Source organism: Skermanella stibiiresistens SB22 (assembly GCF_000576635.1).
GTDB classification, from domain to species: Bacteria; Pseudomonadota; Alphaproteobacteria; order Azospirillales; family Azospirillaceae; genus Skermanella; species Skermanella stibiiresistens.
The window spans coordinates 540,174-558,395 of record NZ_AVFL01000001.1 but is presented as its reverse complement, the minus strand read 5'-3'; the positions used below and the strand labels follow the sequence as shown (position 1 = coordinate 558,395).

Here is an 18,222-nt window from a genome sequence, read left to right as displayed (position 1 = left end):
TTGAGTACTTCTGATAACAGGAACCCTTTGGCGGTCCCGCTTCGACGTGGGGCGCCCGGGGGTGCAACAGCGGATCGGCGCATGGGACTGAAGACTTCGCACATCATGATTCTGGCCGCCGCGGTCGTGGCGGCGGCCGGCTGTTCGAGCGCCGGTGGCGAGCCCTTGCCCATCCCCGGCACCAAGCCTCCTCCCGGTGCCGCCGACCAGTCCGCCCCGCTGACGCCCGATCCGATGGCGCAGGAAGCCGACTTCGCGACATGGCTGGCCGGTTTCCGGTCCGAGGCCCGCGCGGCCGGGATCAAGCAGGCGACCTTGGACGGCAGCCTGTCCGGGCTTCGCGTGCTGCCGGAGGTGCTGGCCTCCGATAGCAGCCAGCCGGAGTTCACCCGGCCGGTCTGGGCCTATCTCGACAGCGCGCTGAACGACACGCGGGTCAACCGGGGCCGTGACCAGTTGGGCGTCCAGCGCGGCCTGTTGGCGGGTGTCGAGAACGACTATGGCGTCCCGGCCGAAGTCGTCGTCGCGATCTGGGCGATGGAGAGCAATTTCGGCCAGAACATGGGTAGCTACAACGTGGTCGAGGCGCTGGCGACGCTGGCGTGGCACGGCCGCCGCGCCGATTTCTGGCGCGAGCAGTTGATCGAGGCGCTCCGCATCATCGACCGGGGCGACGCGCCGGGTGGCCGGCTGGTGGGGTCCTGGGCGGGAGCCATGGGCCATACCCAGTTCATTCCGACGACATACGCCAGCCACGCCGTCGACCGCGACGGCGACGGCCGGCGCGACCTGTGGACCAGCCTGCCCGACGTGTTCGGCTCGACCGCCGGATATCTCCACGACGTCGGCTGGCGCCCCGGCGAGGCGTGGGGAGCGGAGGCCGTGCTGCCACCGGGGTTCGATTATGAACAGGCGGACATGTCGGTCAGGAAGCCCATCGCGGAGTGGCGGAGGCTTGGCGTTCGGCAGGCTTCCGGGACGCGGCCCCTGCCCGATCAGGCCGACGCCTCGATCCTGTTGCCGGCCGGCAACCGGGGTGCCGCCTTCCTGGTGATGAACAACTTCCGCTCCATACTGCGCTACAACAACTCCAGCAGCTACGCGCTGGCGATCTCCTATCTCTCCGACCGGATGGCGGGCCGGCCCGGAATCCAGGGCGGCTGGCCGCGCGACGAACGCCCGCTCAGCCGCGACGAGCGGTTCGAGATGCAGCGCCTGCTGGGAGCGCGGGGCTTGCCGGTCGGCACGCCCGACGGCATCATCGGCGCCAACACCCGCTCGGCGATCCGGAGCTTCCAGAAATCCCAAAAGCTGCCAGCCGACGGCTTCGCGTCAAGCTCGCTGCTGGACCGCCTGCGGACCGCCGGTTCGGCGTCGTGATGACGGCGCCTTAGGGGATCAGCAGTTGCGCCTGCTGGGACGCTGAAGCGGGCGGCTGGGCGAACAGGGCGGCGCCGCGCAGGATGTCGAGCGCGCGGGTCAGCTGGTAGTCGACCGGCTTGGCTGGGTTCGCTTGGTCCGCGCCGCCCGTGGCGGATGACTGGACCGGCGTGACGCGGGCGGCGTCGACCAGCACGTCGGGCGTGATGCCGAGCGCCTGGATCGAGCGGCCCGACGGCGTGTAGTAGCGCGCCGTCGTCATCCGCGTCGCCCCGCGGTTCGACAGCGGCGTGATGGTCTGGACGGAACCCTTGCCGAAGGTCTGGCTGCCCAGGATCACCGCGCGCCGCTGATCCTGGAGCGCGCCGGCGACGATCTCCGACGCGGAGGCGCTGCGGCCATTGACGATCATGACGATCGGCTTGCCGCGGGCGAGATCGCCGGGGGTCGCCCAATAGTGCCGTTCCGATGGGGTGCTGCGGCCTCGGGTGGAGACGATCTCGCCCTGGTCGAGGAATGTGTCGCAGACCGAGATCGCCTGCTTGACCAAACCACCCGGATTGTCGCGCAGGTCGAGGACGTAGCCGGTCAGGCGGGGGCCCAGTTCCGCGTCCAGCGCCATCAACGCCTTTTCCAGGCCGGGCTGGGTCTGCTGGGTGAAGCCGCTGATCTTGATGTAGCCGACGTCGCCTTCACGGCGCCAGCGCACCGCTGGGCTCTTGACCAGTTCCCGCACCAGCGTCAGGTCGAAGGTCTTGCCCTCGGGACCGCGCTGGATGGTCAGCGACAGCGGCGTGCCGATGCCGCCGCGCATGCGGTCCATCGCCTCGGCCAGCGTGACGCCGCGCACCGGCTCGCCGTTGATGTGGGTGAACAGGTCGCCGGCCAGCACCCCGGCGCGGAAGGCAGGCGAGTCCTCGATCGGGGCCAGGACCTTCACCAACCCGTTCTCGACCGCCATCTCGACACCGACACCACCGAACTCGCCGTTGTTCTGCGCCTTGTTCTCGGTGTAGCGCTCGGCGTTGAGGTATTTGGAATGCGGGTCGAGCGAGGTCAGCAGGCCGTTGATCGCGGATTCGACCAGCTTTTCGGCGTCGACTTGATCGACAAAGCCACCGCGCAGCTGGGTGAACGCGGTCTTGAACAACTCCAGCGCCTTGGCCTGCGACGTCTCCTCGTCGGAGACGGAATTCGCCTCGACCGCCGCCTGCCCCCACGCTTGAAGCGGGGTGAACAGAAGCAGCGAGGCGCCGAGGGCGACGCGGGTCCGGCTCATGAGCGCATTCCTTATCCACGAGAACGCTGGGGCATGAGCCAAGCCTATCGAGCTTAAGGTTAAAATTTGGTGTGATATTGTGTCCGAGTCGTGATGGTTTCGTGGCGCGGTATTTCGGCCACGCGGGTGCGGGAGGCTCTGGAATTTTGATGGGTTGGAGCGGGTGGAGGCTCTTTCAACACAGATAAAGAGGATTGACTGGATGGACACAGATCGGACCATCCTGACGCACGCCTGCGAACCGGATCGGGATCGACGTCGTGGAATCCGTGTCCATCCTGTGAATCCTCTCCATCCGTGTTGAAGAATCTTTCACGGCGACGGCTGGAGCAAGGTCGATGCGTGAAGTCACTCCCGTCAAGTCCATGATCGCGTGATCCTTCTCCGGCGCTTGACCGCGGTCAAGTGGCCGGCCGCCAGCGCGGTCTAGGGTCCGCCAACCCAGCGGACAGCGGCGGATGAGGACGATTCCCGATCCCGACCCGCACCCGCTTACGGAAACGGCTTGATCCAGGAGTTCCCATGTTCTGTTACCAGTGCGAGCAGACCCAGCACATCGACGCCGTCGCGGGATGCCACTCCCTCAAGGGGACCTGCGGCAAGGACGCCGTCACCAGCGACCTTCAGGACATCCTGATCCACGCGGTGAAGGGGCTGGCGCAGGTCTCGCACAGGGCGCGCGCCCTGGGCGTGACCGATGCCGAGGTGGACGACTTCATCCACCACGCGCTGTTCACGACGTTGACCAACGTCAACTTCAATCCCGTGCGGATCGAACTGCTGATCCGTCAGGCCGTGGCGCTGCGCGACGGGCTGGGTGGCAAGGCCGCCGCGATGGCTCCCGTCGCCGTACCGCCCGGCCCCGCCCGCTACGAGCCGCCCGCCACCCACGCCGAGATGCTCGCGGAAGCCGCGTCCTTTGGGGTGCGCGCCGGGGTCGAGACGGTGGGCGAGGACGTGATCGGCTTGCGGGTGCTGGTGCTCTACGGGATGAAGGGAGTGGCGGCGTATTACCACCACGCCACCGTGCTGGGCTTCCGCGACCCCGCGATCGACGCCGGCATCGCGCGCATCCTGTCCGATCTAGCCGGCGACCCATCCGACATCGCGGAACTGCTGGCGCTGGCGCTCGACACCGGGACGCTGAACCTCAAGGTCATGGAGTTGCTGGACGCGGCCAACACCGGCACCTATGGCACACCGGAACCAACCGTCGTCCGCATGACGCCGGTCCCCGGCAAGGCGATCCTGGTCAGCGGCCACGATCTCGGCGATCTCGCCCGTATCCTGGAGCAGACCCGCGACACCGGCATCCTGGTCTATACCCATGGCGAACTGCTGCCGGCCAACGCCTATCCGGCGCTGAAGGCCCACCCGCATCTGGCCGGCAACTTCGGCGGCGCGTGGCAGGACCAGCAATCCGACTTCGCGGCCTTTCCCGGTCCGGTGGTGCTGACCTCAAACTGCCTGATCGAGCCGCAACGGTCGTACAAGGGCCGCGTCTTCACCGCCGGTCCGGTCGGCTGGCCCGGCGTGCGGCATATTGACAACGGGGATTTCTCTCCCGTCATCCAGGCGGCGAAGGCGTCGCCGGGTTTTGGCCAGAATGTCGGAGGTGGTGGTGATGGAGAGAGGACGATCACCATCGGCTTCGCCCGGGACGCCGTGATGGGTGTCGCCGGGACGGTAATCGACGCGGTCAAGAGCGGGGCGATCCGCCGCTTCTTCCTGATCGGCGGCTGCGATGGCGCCGCTCCCGGCCGCAACTATTACACCGAGGTGGCGGAGGCGGCCCCGGCGGACACCGTGATGCTGACGCTGGGCTGCGGCAAGTTCCGCATCAACGACCAGGATCATGGCACGATCGGCGGGACCGCTGACGGCATCCCGCGCCTGCTCGACCTGGGGCAATGCAACGACGCCTATTCCGCCATCAAGATCGCCATGGCGCTGGCGGACGCGTTCGAGTGCGGCGTCAACGACCTGCCGCTGTCGCTGATGGTCTCGTGGTTCGAGCAGAAGGCCACGGCCGTGCTGCTGACGATGCTGGCGCTGGGGATCAAGGGCATCCACCTGGGACCGACTCTGCCGGCGTTCCTGACGCCGACCCTGCTGGCGGTGCTCCAGGAGAGGCTCGATCTGCGCGCCAATGGCGAGGCGGCGGCCGATGTGGCCCGGGCGCTCGGACAGGCGGCCTGACATGAATGGGGCGAACGCGACGGTCGAATTCGGCGTGACCCTGAAGACGCGCGACGGCAGGTCCGTCGCGTTCGCCTGCGGTCCGGAAGAGCGCATGCTCGACGCGGCGGAGCGGCAGGATCTTTACCCGCCGGCGCAGTGCGGCGAGGGAAGCTGCGGTGCCTGCTTGGCCTATGTCGTGTCCGGCGAGGTCGAGCGGGAACCCAGCGGCCCCTCGGCCCTGCCCGACCGCGAGCGGGCGAAGGGCGGCGTGCTGCTGTGCCGCTGCCGTCCCCTGTCGGATGTGGAACTGAGCGCTCCCTATGACGCGGCGATGATCCGCTTCGAGCCGGAACCCGAGCGGGACGCGGTGATCGAGGCGATCGAGGTCTTGAGCGCGCCGATGCGCCGCCTCGTCCTGCGCCTGGGTCCGGGTCGCGATGGCGGAACGGGGGTGGACTTCGAGCCGGGCCAGTATCTGGAACTGACCGTTCCGGGCACCGACCTGACGCGGGCCTATTCCATCGCGTCCACGCCGAACTGGGATGGCCGGGTGGAACTGCTGATCCGGTTGCAGCCGGGCGGCCGCTTCGGCACTTGGCTGAACGAGACCGCGGCACCCGGCATGAGGCTCGTCGCGCGGGGACCTCGCGGCGCCTTCGTGCTGCGCGACCGCGGCCTCGATCCCCGCTGGTTCGTGGCGGGCGGCAGCGGGCTGGCTCCCGTCCTATCGATGCTGCGGCGGATGGCGGAATGGGGCGATCCGCAACCGGCGCGGCTGTTCTATGGCACATGGCGGCCCGACGAGCAGGTCTGCCAGGACGAGTTGACGACGCTCCAGTCCAGCCTGCCGGGATTGGAGATCGTCCGCACCGTCGCCAATCCGGGCACCGAACCGGGCGCCGAGCCGAACCCGTCATGGGCCGCCGGGACCGGCTCGGTGGTGAATGCGCTGAGCGCCTCGCTGGAGGCGGCGTCACGCCAAGGCGAACCTCTGCCCGACATCTATGTCTGCGGCTCGTCCGGAATGGTCGAGGCGATCCGCGCCGCCGCGGTCAAGGCAGGGCTGCCGGAAGACCGCGTATTCCATGAACAATGCGGTGGCGCGGTGGGATGAAGCCTTCCAGGTTTCCTTCGAAACGGATCGAACCAAACTGACGCACGGCCGCGTAGTGGATCGGGATCAACGTCGTGGAATCCGTGTCCATCCTGTGAATCCTCCTTATCCGTATTAAGAAAAACCTCGGCGGTTCCTCCACTCATGACCGCGGCTGGCCGGCGGCCAGATTTCACCACGGACGCGCCAAGTGGCGACCCTTTGGCCTCGTCCAGGCAACGGTCCGTATCCACCTGTTCACCAACCGTTGGAGTTTCATCCCGGAGCGTTGCCGAGATTATCAACACAACTTTCAGGATGTGACATTGGGACGATTGATTTACCTCTTCCATCTTCCTAAAAAGTGACACACATGAAGCGCGAACATGCGCCAACCGATTAGATTGCATTCACATGACAACCAAGTTGAACCAGGCTCTCATCGATGAGTTCACGACGCTCGTCGGCGACGACGGCATCCGGGACGTTTCGCATTGGACGCTGCCCAACGACGATATCCGCTTTGTGGAAGAAGTGGCACTGGCTGAGTTCGACGAACAGTTGGATGAAGCTTTCGCCGTCACCTCAACCGCCATCGATGGCATCGTCGGCGCGAAGAAGTGACACTGATGTTCGACGAGACGAATGACCTCGCCGAGTTGCCGGAGGATGACCAGCTTAAGCGGATCGTGCGTCGCTGCGCTTATCTTCAAGAGACATTTGAAAAATACAACTCCAGGCTCATCACCACGGGATTGACTGGCGCGACCATGAACAAGGTGCTGTTGATCAACTGTGTTGAAAGCTATTTTCTTGATATCAACCGATTAAAAGCTTTTCATGGAATGGAGCGCGCCGATCGCTTCAAGATCGCCGGCTATCTCCTGAAATGGCTCTGCAAAATCAAGCCGATCCAGATCGGTCCCCTTGGCGATCTTCCCGCCAACCTGCAGAAACGCGGACTTGTGGTGAATGAGAATTTCGCGCTGATCCATGCCCTGATCATCGCCAAAGTTGACAAGGCGAAGATCGAGCAGCGTCTCGTCACAAGCCTCCTTTACTCCGCTCATTATCGGGATCTCAATGGCGGCGTGATGGCCATGCAGATGGAAACGCTGGCGCGCGCTTATCCCCGCGCTTTTTAAGCCCGCCAATCACTCACGGAATGGCGAAGGCCCGTCACGGGAACGACGGCGGCTACCCCGGTCAGGCTGGCCGGGAGGGAACTTCCGCGCGGCGGGGGTGGTTGGGTCCGGCATGGAGCCCAAGGAACCCTTCGATATCGACGTGGTGTTCGAGCGGCTGCGGCGGGCGGTGGCTGGGTTGCCGCAGGCGGCGATGTTCGACCTGCGCGACCGGGGATACGGCACGCCATTCGAGCAGTTGGTCGGCAGCCTGATCTCAGCCCGGACCCGCGACGAGACGACCATCGAGGTCTGCTTGCGGCTGTTCGCGGAGGCTCGGACACCGGAGGATTTCGTCCGGTTGCCGGAGGATCGGCTGGTCACGCTGCTGTATGGCGCCACGTTCCCCGAGCCCAAGGCGCGCGACCTCAAGGCGATCGCCCAGCGCCTGATCGACGACCATCAGAGCCAAGTTCCCGACAACATGGCCGAATTGGTTTCATTTCGGGGAGTCGGCCCGAAGATCGCGGCGCTAACGCTGGCGGTGGGGTTTGGCCGGGCGGCGGTCGCGGTCGACGTCCATGTCCACCGCATCGCCAACCGCTGGGGCTACGTCGCCACGTCGGCACCGGAGCGCACCATGTCGGCGTTGGAAAAGTTGTTGCCGGAGCGCTACTGGATCGAGATCAACGAGCGGCTGGTGCCGTTCGGCAAGTCCGTCTGCGTGGCGGCGCGGCCCAAGTGCCCGACTTGCCTTCTGCTGTCGATGTGCCGACAGGTCGGCGTCGTCAATCCGCGCTGAGCGCTTCGTTGACGGCACTTTTCAGGTCCGCCCCGGTCAGCGGCTTGTGAAGCAGGCGGATGCCATCCCGCGCGGCGCGGAGGATCACGTCGGGTGCCGTATCCCCGGTCAGCAGGATGGCCGGGATCACCATGCGCCCGCGGATCTCCACGATGGCCTCGAACCCGTCGCCGTCGCCCAGGCGGTAATCCGAGATCACGAGATCGAACGCGGGCGGCTCGCCGCCGAAGCGGGCGCGAAGTTCCCGGAGACCGGAAACCTTGGTGACATCAAGGCCCCATTCCCGCATTTCGAGTTGCAACGCCGCCGCGATGATCGGATCGTCCTCGATCATCAGGACCGAACCGTGGCGCCGGCCTGGATTGTCCGGAGCGGACGTGTCCTCAAGCCTTTCCAGTCTGGCGGTGGCGGGCGCGCCGGGTACCCAGACCGAGAAGATCGAGCCATGGCCGACCCTGGAATTGACGCTGAGCCGATAGCCGAGCATGTCGGCGACCCGGCGGACCGTGGCGAGGCCGATGCCGAAGCCGGCGGTTGGAACGGTCGGATCGCCGCCCTGGTAATAATCCTCGAAGATGCGGCCGAATTGATCGGATGCGATGCCGCGGCCGGAGTCGTGGACGTCGATCCGGATCATGCCGGCGACGTCTCCGGTGGCTGGCTCCTCGACCACGTCCATCGAGACGCCACCGCGCGTCGTGAACTTGACGGCGTTTCCCATCAGGTTGCGGAGCACGACTTCCAGCAGCACGCGGTCGGTGAAGACCGCCACCTTTGTCGGTGGCACCAGAAGGCGGAGCCCCAGCGCCGTCACCTGGCCCTCGAACTCGCCGGATAGTCGTTGGAACAGATCGTCCAGCGCGAAAGCCGTCGGATTGGGCCGCACCACTCCGGCCTCCAGGCGCGCGATCTCCAGCAAGCCACCAAGCAGGCCGCGCAAGCCGTCCAGCGACAATCGAACCATGTCGGCCATCTCGATGGCGCCAGGATCGGTCAAGCGGCGGCTTAGCAAGTCCATGTACAGAAAGGCCGCGGTCACCGGCTGCCTCAGGTCGTGACTGGCTGTGGCGAGGAAGTGCGACTTGGCGCGATTGGCTTTCTCCGCCTCGTCGCGCGCGTGCCGCAGGACGTCCTCCGCATCCTTGAATGCGCTGACATCGGTGGAGGCGCCGCACCAAAGGGTTGAGCCGGTTGCCTCCTTGATCGGTAAGGCGCGGGTCTGGAACCAGCGGTAGCTCCCGTCGGAATGGCGCAGCCGGTGGGCGACCTCCAGGATGCCGCCGTCGGTGGCCCTGCTCCAAGCATCCTCGGTCGCCGCCTTGTCCTCGTCGTGGACGGGTTCCAGCCAGCCCCAAGCCAGCGCGTCATCCTCCCGCTGGCCTGTATAGGACAGCCACTGGCGGCTGGCCCAGGTCCAGTCGCCACCGTCGCGCGAGGTCCAGATCAATTGGGGGATCGCCTCGCTCAAGGCGCGGAAGCGGGCCTCGCTGGCTCGGAGCGCCGCTTCGGCCTTCTCACGCTCCGCCAGCCCGAACAAGGCTTGGGCATGGACCCGCTGGGCCAAATCCTTCGCCGCCGTCAACGACTCCAGGAGCCCAACCGCCCGAAGCGCCGTCGCGGCGGCGCGCGCCAGCGCCTCCAGCGCTGCGACCTCCCAATCCTCCGGATCGCGCCGTTCCGCCCAGTAGACGCCAATCGCGGCATCCGGGGCGTTCTGGCCAATCGGTACCATGACCAAGCTTTTGACGAAGGTGGATCGGTAGATGGACGAGGGTGTGCGGTCGTCATGTTGGACATCCGGCACGACGGCGGTTTGGCCGTGGAGCATCGCCCAACCCGAAACACACGTTTCCATGGGGAACGACTGGCCGCGCCACAGTGGGGCGATGGCGCGTTCGTCAACGTAGTCACACCGGTCGCCCTCGCGCATCACGATCGCGACGCCATCCGCGCCGCCGAGCGACCTGGCGGCGTCTCCCACCGCGTCCATCACGGCGTCGCGGGAACCGGCGGCCTGGATCCTCTCCATCGCACCGGCCAGATATCTCAGGCGGGCATTGCTTCTTTCCAGGCCATCCCCCTCCCTCGCGGTCATCCGCTCCCCACCGGTAATTTATCCGTTGGAGTCTTCAACAAGTGGGTGGCGAAAAAGGATCGGAAACAATCGGAGACTATTGTCAGCCAAATCGTGACGACTGGGAACTCAGTCGGCGTTCGCGAGCTTTTTCAAGGGGGCGAGCGGGTGGTGGTCGTTGATCACGCGCTTCAGCCGGTCGCCGACCACGTGGGTGTAGATCTGGGTGGTGGCGATGTCGGCGTGGCCCAGCATCTTCTGGACGCTGCGCAGATCGGCGCCGTGGTCCAACAGGTGGGTCGCGAAGGCGTGGCGCAGCACGTGAGGGCTGACCTTGCGCGGCTCGATCCCGGCATCGATCGCCAGTTCCTTGAGAAGCTGCGCGAAGCGCTGGCGGGTCAGATGGCCGTCCTCCGACGTGCGCGACGGGAACAGGAAACCCGCCTGCCGCTGCTCGCGTCCCGGCACCATAAAGGCCTTGCGCACCGGCAGATAGGCTGACAGGGCGTCGCGCGCCGGGTCGGACAACGGCACGATCCGCTCCTTGCCCCCCTTGCCCTTGACGATCAGGCAGCGGTTATCGCGGGCGATGCCTGTCAGCGGCAAGCCGACCAGCTCCGACACGCGGACGCCGGTGGCGTAGAGCACCTCCAGCAGCGCCACCAGCCGGATGCCGTCGGGGCCGTCGCGCCGCTGCGCCGCCGTCAGCAGGGTCTCGACCTCGACCTCGCTCAGGATCTTCGGCAGGGCGCGGCCCTGCTTGGGGCTGTCGATGGTCCCCGCCGGATCGTCGGCGCGCAGCCCTTCGGAGCACAGGAAGCGGTAGAACTGGCGCAACGCCGACAGGCGGCGGGCGATGGTGCGGACCGCCGTGCCGCCGTCGAGGGCGTTGAGGTGGTCGAAATAGCCGCGCAGGTCGTCCGTGCCGGCGCGGTCCAGCGAGGTTCCGCGGGTCGTGAGCCACGCGGCCGCGTCGATCAGGTCACGCTCGTAGGCCTGACGGGTGTTATGCGCGGCGCCCCGCTCCGCCACCAGCATGTCGAGGAAGGATTCGACGCGCGGCGAGGGAAGCGCCTTGGGTTTGCGGGGACGGCCGGGACGTGCCATGGGCATGCTTTCCGCTGGAATTAAGAAGAGCGCGGCAAATCAGCGCATGGGCGGCGGACCCGCCGATCAGCGCGGGAAGCGGTCGTCGGGAATGACGCGCTCCACCGTCTTCGAGGGGGCCGGCATATCCCATGTCGCGAGGAATGCGGCGCCGCCGACGACGACGATCAGGGCCAGGACGATGAGGACGCTGAGCAAGCGGGACATGATACCAGTCGAGGATGAGCCCGAGTATGGGCGATTGCGAGAACGAGCCACGGTGCTGTCAATCATTGATCTGGAGAAGATGAATTGCCTTGTGTTAAGGAGCACCATGGCCTTTTTTAGGCGCGTTCCCGACCCTTGGGCGGATGGGAATCCATGATGCGCTTACCACGAGAGGGCAACCGGATTTTACCCTGCCCAAAGGTTGAAGACACGATACTGTACCGATGGCATCGTCGCCGCGCAATATAACCTGTAGTCAATTCCAGCCGCGGAAGGTCGCGTCCGTTTCATGAACGCCCATCAGCCTGTCATCTCGTCGCGTTCGGCGGCGCCCCGTCTCGTGGTGCCAAGGACCGTGGTGCTGGTGGGCCTGATGGGGGCCGGCAAGACCAGCATCGGCCGCCGGCTGGCCGCGCGCCTGAACCTGCCGTTCCGCGACGCCGACAACGAGATCGAGACCGCCGCCGGCCGCACCATCGAGGAGATCTTCGAGCGGTTCGGCGAGGCCGAGTTCCGGGCCGGCGAGCGCCGGGTGATCGGCCGGCTGCTCCAGGATAACCCGCCCCACATCCTGGCGACCGGCGGCGGCGCCTATATGGACCCGGAGACGCGGGCCCTGATCCGCGATCACGGCATCTCGCTGTGGCTGCGCGCTGAGCTGGACGTGCTGCTGGCCCGGACGTCGCGGCGCAACAACAGGCCCCTGCTGAAGCAGGGCAACCCGCGCGAGATCCTGAGCCGGCTGATCGACCTGCGGCATCCCGTCTACGCCGAGGCCGACATCACGGTTGACAGCATCGACGCCCCGCCGGAGGAAACGGTCGAGCGCGTGCTGAGGGCGCTGGAGACCCATCCCGGCGTCCAAGTCACTGGCCGCGATTGAGCCGCCGCGGCATCCATTCCAAGGGGCCATTTCGTTTGAGGGATACTGACATCATGCGGGACATCGTCCGGGTCGACCTGGCCGAACGCGGCTATGACATCGTGATCGGTCCGGGAGTGATCGGCGAGGCCGGGGAACGCGTGTCCACCCTGATCGGCCGCCGGCCCGTCATCGTCGTGACCGACGACCGAGTGGCGCCACTGCATCTGGCGGCGCTGGAGGCCTCGCTGTCGGCGGCCGGCGTGCGGAGCAATGGACCAGCCATCGTCCTGCCGGCGGGGGAGAAGACCAAGAGCTTCGGCCAGCTTGAAGCCCTGCTGGATGACATCCTGGGGCGCGGCATCGAGCGCTCGACCGTGCTGGTGGCGCTGGGCGGCGGCGTGATCGGCGACCTGGTCGGCTTCGCCGCCGCCATCGCCCTGCGCGGTCTGGACTTCATCCAGGTGCCGACCACGCTGCTGGCGCAGGTCGACAGCTCGGTCGGTGGCAAGACCGGCATCAACACGCGCCATGGCAAGAACCTGGTCGGGTCGTTCCACCAGCCCCTGCTCGTGCTGGCCGACACGGCGGCGCTGTCCACCCTGCCGCCGCGCCACATGCTGGCGGGCTACGCCGAGGTGGTGAAGTACGGGCTGATCGACGACGCCGGTTTTTACCAGTGGCTGGAGGAGCACGGCGCCGCCGTCCGTTCCGGCGAGAGCGACGCGCTGGTCCGGGCCGTGACGGTGAGCTGCGCCGCCAAGGCCACCATCGTGGGTCAGGACGAGCGCGAGTCGGGGCGCAGGGCGCTGCTCAACTTCGGCCACACCTTCGGCCACGCGCTGGAGGCCGCCGTCGGTTATGACGACCGCCTGCTGCACGGCGAGGCGGTGGCGCTGGGCATGGGCATGGCGTTCGATCTGTCCGCCCGGCTGAAGCTGTGCGCGCCGGACGTTCCGGAGCGGGTGCGGGCCCACTTGGCGATGATCGGGCTGCCGACGCGGCTGGGCGATGTCGCCGGCGTCACCTGGGACACCGAGGAGTTGCTGGGCCATATGGCGAAGGACAAGAAGGTCGCGGACGGCAAGATCACCTTCGTGCTGGCGCGTGGGATCGGACAAGCCTTCACCGCGCGCGACATCGACGGCCATGAGGTGGCGGCGGTACTGGACGAGGCGCGCTGAAGGCGTTCCCAAAATGGTTAGACTTCGTAGTTTACGCAATTTTATGCCGAAAACTTGATTGAACGGCAAATCTTCCGAAATAGCGTGTATCGTCGGGAGCAACCTTCCGTCCCAGAGAGCCAATCCCGGAGCCATCCGGGAAAAGGACGCAAGGCGGTTGGCATCGCGACGAATTCAGACGCAGGTGGGGGAAGCATGCCGAAGCGCAGATTGATTCCGGGCGTGATCCGGGACCAGCACATCATTTCTTTCACACCAAGCGACACCGTTCGCGCGGCGGTCTCGACCATGGCCGAGCGCAAGGTCGGCGCGGTGCTCGTGATGGTCGATAGCGACCTGAAAGGGATCTTCACCGAACGCGACCTGTCGTTCCGCGTGGTCGCCAAGGATCTCGATCCGAACACGACGACGTTGTCGCAAGTGATGACCGCCGATCCGGACACCCTGCCACCGGACGCCATGGCGGCCGAGGCGCTCGACCTGATGCGCCAGCACAACTACCGCCACCTTCCGGTGGTCAGCGATGGGAAGCTCGTCGGCATCGTGTCGATCCGCGACCTCTACGCCGCCGTCCACGCCCAGTTGGAGCAGGAGATCCAGGAGCGGGACTTGTTCATCTTCGGTCAGGACTATTCGATCGGCGCCTGAGCCGGGGGCGGTCCGGATGCCGCATGCGACCTCCAGCCGCATGCGGCATCTTAGCGGACGTTTGACGCGGCGCCACCCAGCGCCACATACAGCTGTGACCCCCAAGGTTTCCCCCAGGGGGTGGCCCTCGCCAGCGCGGGGGAAGCTTCCGGAACAATAGAAGATTGGGTCACAGCCTTGTCGTCCGTCACTTATCCGGCGTCGCGGAACGCCGCGGCACCCGCCTTGGACGCGTCCCGGCAGCGGCACGCGCGCGCCATCGCCACGTGGCTGCTGATCTGCTGCGGCATGGTGTTCGCCATGGCGGTGATCGGCGCCGTCACCCGGCTGACAGAGTCGGGCCTCTCGATGGTCGAGTGGAAGCCACTGATCGGCATCCTGCCGCCCCTGACCGAGACCGAGTGGAACCGCGTGTTCGACCTGTACAGGGAGACGCCCGAATACCGCTACGTCAACGCCGGCATGGGGCTGGAGGAGTTCAAGCACATCTTCTTCTGGGAGTGGTTCCACCGCTTCTGGGGCCAGATGATCGGCTTCGTCTTCCTGCTGCCCTTCCTATGGTTCTGGGCGACCAAGCGGATCCCCAAGGGGCTGATGCCGACACTGGTCGGTCTGTTCCTGCTGGGCGGCCTGCAGGGTGGCATCGGCTGGTTCATGGTGGTCAGCGGGCTGGTCGACCGGCCGTCGGTCAGCCATTACCGGCTGGCGCTGCACCTGGGCGTCGCGTTCCTGATCTTCGCGCTGATGCTGTGGGTGGCGCTGGGCCTGCTCGATCCCAAGCCCGAGGGTAGCCGGTCCGCCGCGGCCCCGGCCTTGCGGCGCCACGCCGGACTGGCATTGGGTCTCGTGGCGGTGACGGCGGCCTGGGGCGCCTTCGTCGCGGGGCTGGACGCCGGCATGATCTACAACACTTGGCCGCTGATGGGTGGCCAGATCATCCCAAGCGACATGTGGTTCCTGAACCCGGCTCCGCTGAACTTCGTGGAGAACCACGCGGGCGTCCAGTTCACCCACCGCTGGCTGGCGATGGTGACCGGCCTGGTCGTGCTGGGGCTGTGGTGGCGCGCCGGCAAGGCGGATATCGGACCGCGAGGCCATAGGCTCGGCCAAGCGGTCGGCGTCATGGTGGTGGTCCAGATCGCCCTGGGCATAGCGACGCTGCTGACGGTGGTCGCGATCCCGCTGGCCGCGGTACATCAGGCGGGCGCCCTGACCCTGATCGCCCTGCTGGTCTGGTTCCGCCACGAGGTCAAGCGGAGTCGTTGGACTTCCCAAGGAAGCTGAGACGAAAGCGCGTTCCGCCGCCGGGGCCATCGCTGATCGTGACGGTCCCGGAATGCAGCTCCATCGTCTTGGCGACGATCGCGAGGCCCAGGCCGGCACTGCCGCGGGTCCGCGTGTCGCCTTGGGCGAAGCGTTCGAACAGGTCCTGACGCAAGGCCGGGTCGATGCCCGGTCCTTGGTCGCGGACTTCGATCACCGGCCCCGGACCGGCGGCGACGGTGACGACGGTGCCGGGCGGCGTGGCGCGCAGGGCATTGTCGACCAAGTTGCGGAGCGCGCTGGCGATGGCGTCGGCATGGCCTGGGATGATCACGCTTCCGCCAGGCTCGTAGTGGTTCTCGAACTCCAGTTCACGGCCCTGGTCCAGCGCCAGCGGAGCCAGCCGGCGCACCGTATCGCGCGCCGCCTCGGCCAGATCGACCGGAGCCGACGGCTCGGCGGCCAGTCCTTCCAGTTGGGCGACCCGCAGCAGCTGGTTGACCAGCCGCGACATCGATTGAACGTCGCGCTTGGCCGCCGCGGCGCCCGGCCCGCCCAACTCGTCCAAGTGAAGCGATAGGATCGCCAGCGGCGTCCGCAATTCGTGGGCGACGTTGGCGGTGAACTCTCGCTGGAACCTCAGGATCTCGTCGGCCCGGCCAAGCGCCGCGTTGATGGCGCTGACCAGCGCGTGGACCTCGCGCGGGAGCGATTCGCCGGCGTCGAGGCGAAGGCCGCCACGCCGCGCGTTCAGCTGGCGTGCCCGCTCGGCGGCGTGGGCCAGCGGTTTCAAGCCGCGCCGGACCGCGAAGACGTTGACCGCCAGCAGCAGCAGAGCCAACGGCGCCATGGGAACCACGACATGATCCACGACCTCGTGGGCCAGCACGCCCCAGGCGATATGGTCGGGATCGGCGGCGATGACGACGCAAATCAGGAGGTTCGGTTCGATCCGGTCGAAGCGCTGCGCAAGCACGCGGGTGTGGCCACCGGGGATGACGCGCCAGAACAAATCGGGCGCCGAGACCGGTTCGGGCAGCGGAACGGTGAACAGGCCGGCGTTCATCGCCCCGATCACCCTGCCGCCCCCATCGATCACTTGGAAGCCATAGGCGGTGGGATGGTTGCGGTAGCGGTCGGCGTGCTCGTCCGGCAGGGTCAGCGCGGGGCGGCCATCGGGACCGGGAGCGATGTGCTCGGCCAGCCGCTCCGCCTCGCGTGCCGCGACCCGGACGCCTAGACGGCTGCCGTCGAGGCCGTAATGCAGGGTGACCAGGATCAGCTGCGCCACCATCGCCAGCGCCGCGACGATGACCAGCCGCTTCGTGATCAGGTGGACGACGGAGCGACGCTGTCCCGACGGACCAAGCGCCAAGCGGCCGGTCATGATGGGCCAATCATGATGGGCCAATCATGATGGACGGTCATGAGGTGGGAACTCCGGGGCGCAGCAGGTAGCCGATGCCGCGGACGGTGTGGATCGCCACGTCGGCCCTGGCATCCACCAGCCGACGCCGGAGCCGCGAGACATGGGCCTCCAACGCGTTCGGCGTCACCTCGTCATCGAAGCCGTACAGGCTTTCCTCGAGGATGGACCGCGTGACCACCTGTCCCACCCGACGCAGCAGGATCTCGATCAGGTCGGCCTCCCGCCGGGGTGCGTCGAGCGGCTTGCCATCGACCGCGATCTGGCGCGTGGTGGTGTCGAACGAGACATTGCCCGCCGTCAGCACGGTGGACAGGCACGATCCGGGGCGGCGCAGCAGCGCCCGGCACCGGGCCAGCAACTCGTCCATCTCGAACGGCTTGACGAGGTAGTCGTCGGCGCCGGTGTCGAGCCCTGCGACGCGGTCGCTGAGGCCTCCGCGCGCGGTCGCCACCAGGACCGGGACGCCGCGGCTCCGGCGCCGGAAGTTCTTGAGCCACGCCATGCCGTCGCCATCTGGCAGGCCCAGGTCGAGCAGGATGAGGTCGTAGTCGGCGGCCGCCACGGCGGCGTCCGCCTCCTCCAGGCACGAGAAGGCGTCCACCGCGAAACCGGCGCGGGCCAGCCCGGCCGCCATCAAGGTGGATAACCTCTCATTATCCTCGACGAGGAGGAGCCTCATGCCCGTTTCCGGCCGGTGACCATGGACCACACCAGGTTCTCATGATGCCGCCGGCTTTCGTAAATCGCCGCGGCGGCGTGGAGCAACGCCAGCCATAGTATCGCATCGGCGGTGAATTCGTGAAGTTCCTCCACCCACTCGACACCCCAGAAGGCGTCCAGGGTCGCCATCCAGCCGGTGACGCTGACGGCGGCCAGCAACGCCATCAGCACCATCATCATGACCGCTGCGGCCGGATTATGACCCAATAGCCGGGGCTCCCGCCCCTGGACCAGGAGCTTGACGTAATCGGCCAGTTGGCGCACCCCCGGCACGAAGTCGGAAAAACGGGCATGGGGTGTTCCGACGAAGCCCCAGATCAGCCGGACAACCAGGACGGCCGCGACGGCGTAGCCAATCACCAAATGGGCCAAGTCGCCATCCTCGACGATGAAGAGGTTTGCGACGCAGCCCGCCGCCACCGTCCAGTGGAAGATCCGGACCACCGGATCCCACACCATGACGGTCGGTGGGGCCGCCGATGGGAGGGGTCCCGCCCGGTCCATCAGTCGATCTCCGCCTTGACGACCGCGGCGGTGACCGGGTTGAAATAGACCTCCGCCTTGTGGCCGTCCTTATCGTGGCCGTAGATCTCGTAGCAATTGCCGCTGGTGGTCTTGAAGGTCTTGATGTCCTTGTAGCCCAACTCCGCGATCTTTTGCTTCATGTCGGCTTCGGACAGCCACTTGTCCTTGGCCTCGCTGGTGCATTTAGGGCCGGCGAGCGCCGGGCCGGCGAGCAGCGCCAGCGTGAGCGCGGTGGTGGCGAGGAGGGTCTTGCTTGTCATGGTATCGCTCCGTTCCGAGGGGGCGGACCGGAGTGGTCCGCCGCCGTTGTTCGACGGATGCGACCTTAGGCGGCGGACCTGACG

18 protein-coding genes are annotated in these 18,222 nt (G+C 66.8%); 10 read left to right on the top strand and 8 right to left on the bottom strand.

Annotated elements, in window-relative coordinates; translation table 11 throughout:
* Positions 1–81: 81 nt before the first annotated feature.
* Positions 82–1,380 (top strand): lytic murein transglycosylase, encoded by a 1,299-nt coding sequence (locus tag N825_RS02375; RefSeq protein WP_037446146.1) that lies wholly within the window; start codon positions 82–84, stop codon positions 1,378–1,380.
* Positions 1,381–1,390: 10 nt separating this feature from the next.
* On the opposite strand, the gene N825_RS02370 is transcribed toward N825_RS02375, so the two are convergent.
* Positions 1,391–2,659 carry a S41 family peptidase gene (locus N825_RS02370; protein ID WP_051511426.1) on the bottom strand — a complete coding sequence of 423 codons (1,269 nt, stop codon included), beginning with the start codon at positions 2,657–2,659 and terminating at the stop codon, positions 1,391–1,393.
* Positions 2,660–3,181: 522 nt separating this feature from the next.
* Between N825_RS02370 and hcp the strand changes: the two genes are divergently transcribed.
* The 5 genes from hcp (at position 3,182) to N825_RS02345 (ending at position 7,859) form a co-directional block, all read left to right on the top strand.
* Positions 3,182–4,858 (top strand): hydroxylamine reductase, encoded by a 1,677-nt coding sequence (gene hcp, locus N825_RS02365; RefSeq protein ID WP_037446145.1) that lies wholly within the window; start codon positions 3,182–3,184, stop codon positions 4,856–4,858.
* 1 nt (position 4,859) lies between these two features.
* A complete protein-coding gene (locus N825_RS02360; RefSeq protein ID WP_037446627.1) occupies positions 4,860–5,954 on the top strand; it encodes a 2Fe-2S iron-sulfur cluster-binding protein in 1,095 nt (364 codons plus the stop codon).
* A 393-nt stretch (positions 5,955–6,347) separates the two neighbouring features.
* On the top strand, positions 6,348–6,557 hold the full coding sequence (locus N825_RS02355; RefSeq protein ID WP_037446143.1) for a hypothetical protein: 210 nt from the start codon (positions 6,348–6,350) through the stop codon (positions 6,555–6,557).
* A gap of 5 nt (positions 6,558–6,562) precedes the next feature.
* Entirely contained in the window at positions 6,563–7,078 is a 516-nt protein-coding gene (locus tag N825_RS02350; protein WP_037446142.1) for a hypothetical protein, read from the top strand.
* A gap of 112 nt (positions 7,079–7,190) precedes the next feature.
* Positions 7,191–7,859: an endonuclease III domain-containing protein gene (locus N825_RS02345; RefSeq protein ID WP_037446141.1), complete on the top strand. Its 669-nt coding sequence runs from the start codon at positions 7,191–7,193 to the stop codon at positions 7,857–7,859.
* On the opposite strand, the gene N825_RS02340 is transcribed toward N825_RS02345, so the two are convergent.
* The 3 genes from N825_RS02340 to N825_RS37680 all read right to left on the bottom strand — a co-directional run bounded on the left by N825_RS02340 (position 7,846) and on the right by N825_RS37680 (position 11,247).
* Positions 7,846–9,954 (bottom strand): ATP-binding protein, encoded by a 2,109-nt coding sequence (locus N825_RS02340; RefSeq protein ID WP_037446140.1) that lies wholly within the window; start codon positions 9,952–9,954, stop codon positions 7,846–7,848. The genes N825_RS02345 and N825_RS02340 overlap by 14 nt on opposite strands.
* Before the next feature lie 108 nt (positions 9,955–10,062).
* Positions 10,063–11,040, bottom strand: coding sequence for a site-specific tyrosine recombinase XerD (xerD, locus tag N825_RS02335; protein WP_084164187.1), 978 nt, complete (start codon positions 11,038–11,040; stop codon positions 10,063–10,065).
* 66 nt (positions 11,041–11,106) lie between these two features.
* Complete coding sequence (locus N825_RS37680) at positions 11,107–11,247, bottom strand: hypothetical protein (protein ID WP_198038147.1); 141 nt, start codon at positions 11,245–11,247, stop codon at positions 11,107–11,109.
* 289 nt (positions 11,248–11,536) lie between these two features.
* Here N825_RS37680 and N825_RS02330 point away from each other — a divergent pair, with 289 nt between their 5' ends.
* From N825_RS02330 to N825_RS02315, 4 genes are all read left to right on the top strand, one after another.
* On the top strand, positions 11,537–12,130 hold the full coding sequence (locus N825_RS02330) for a shikimate kinase (RefSeq protein ID WP_051511424.1): 594 nt from the start codon (positions 11,537–11,539) through the stop codon (positions 12,128–12,130).
* 53 nt (positions 12,131–12,183) lie between these two features.
* Positions 12,184–13,293, top strand: a complete 1,110-nt coding sequence (gene aroB, locus N825_RS02325; protein ID WP_037446139.1) for a 3-dehydroquinate synthase — start codon at positions 12,184–12,186, stop codon at positions 13,291–13,293.
* A 195-nt stretch (positions 13,294–13,488) separates the two neighbouring features.
* Positions 13,489–13,941: a CBS domain-containing protein gene (locus N825_RS02320; protein WP_037446138.1), complete on the top strand. Its 453-nt coding sequence runs from the start codon at positions 13,489–13,491 to the stop codon at positions 13,939–13,941.
* Positions 13,942–14,118: 177 nt separating this feature from the next.
* Complete coding sequence (locus N825_RS02315) at positions 14,119–15,225, top strand: COX15/CtaA family protein (protein WP_157618939.1); 1,107 nt, start codon at positions 14,119–14,121, stop codon at positions 15,223–15,225.
* Here the strand turns inward: N825_RS02315 and N825_RS36130 are convergent.
* The 4 genes from N825_RS36130 to N825_RS02295 are packed head-to-tail and all read right to left on the bottom strand — an operon-like array spanning position 15,191 to position 18,138.
* Complete coding sequence (locus N825_RS36130) at positions 15,191–16,591, bottom strand: sensor histidine kinase (protein ID WP_157618938.1); 1,401 nt, start codon at positions 16,589–16,591, stop codon at positions 15,191–15,193. The two genes, N825_RS02315 and N825_RS36130, sit on opposite strands and share 35 nt — an antisense overlap.
* Before the next feature lie 37 nt (positions 16,592–16,628).
* Positions 16,629–17,312, bottom strand: coding sequence for a response regulator (locus N825_RS02305; protein WP_037446137.1), 684 nt, complete (start codon positions 17,310–17,312; stop codon positions 16,629–16,631).
* Positions 17,309–17,857, bottom strand: coding sequence for a cytochrome b/b6 domain-containing protein (locus tag N825_RS02300; RefSeq protein ID WP_037446136.1), 549 nt, complete (start codon positions 17,855–17,857; stop codon positions 17,309–17,311). The genes N825_RS02305 and N825_RS02300 overlap by 4 nt, the downstream gene beginning before the upstream one ends.
* The gene (locus N825_RS02295) at positions 17,857–18,138 is read right to left on the bottom strand and encodes a PepSY domain-containing protein (protein WP_037446135.1); all 282 of its coding nucleotides are present in this window, start codon (positions 18,136–18,138) and stop codon (positions 17,857–17,859) included. Before N825_RS02295 ends, N825_RS02300 begins: the two co-directional genes overlap by 1 nt.
* Positions 18,139–18,222 lie beyond the last annotated feature (84 nt).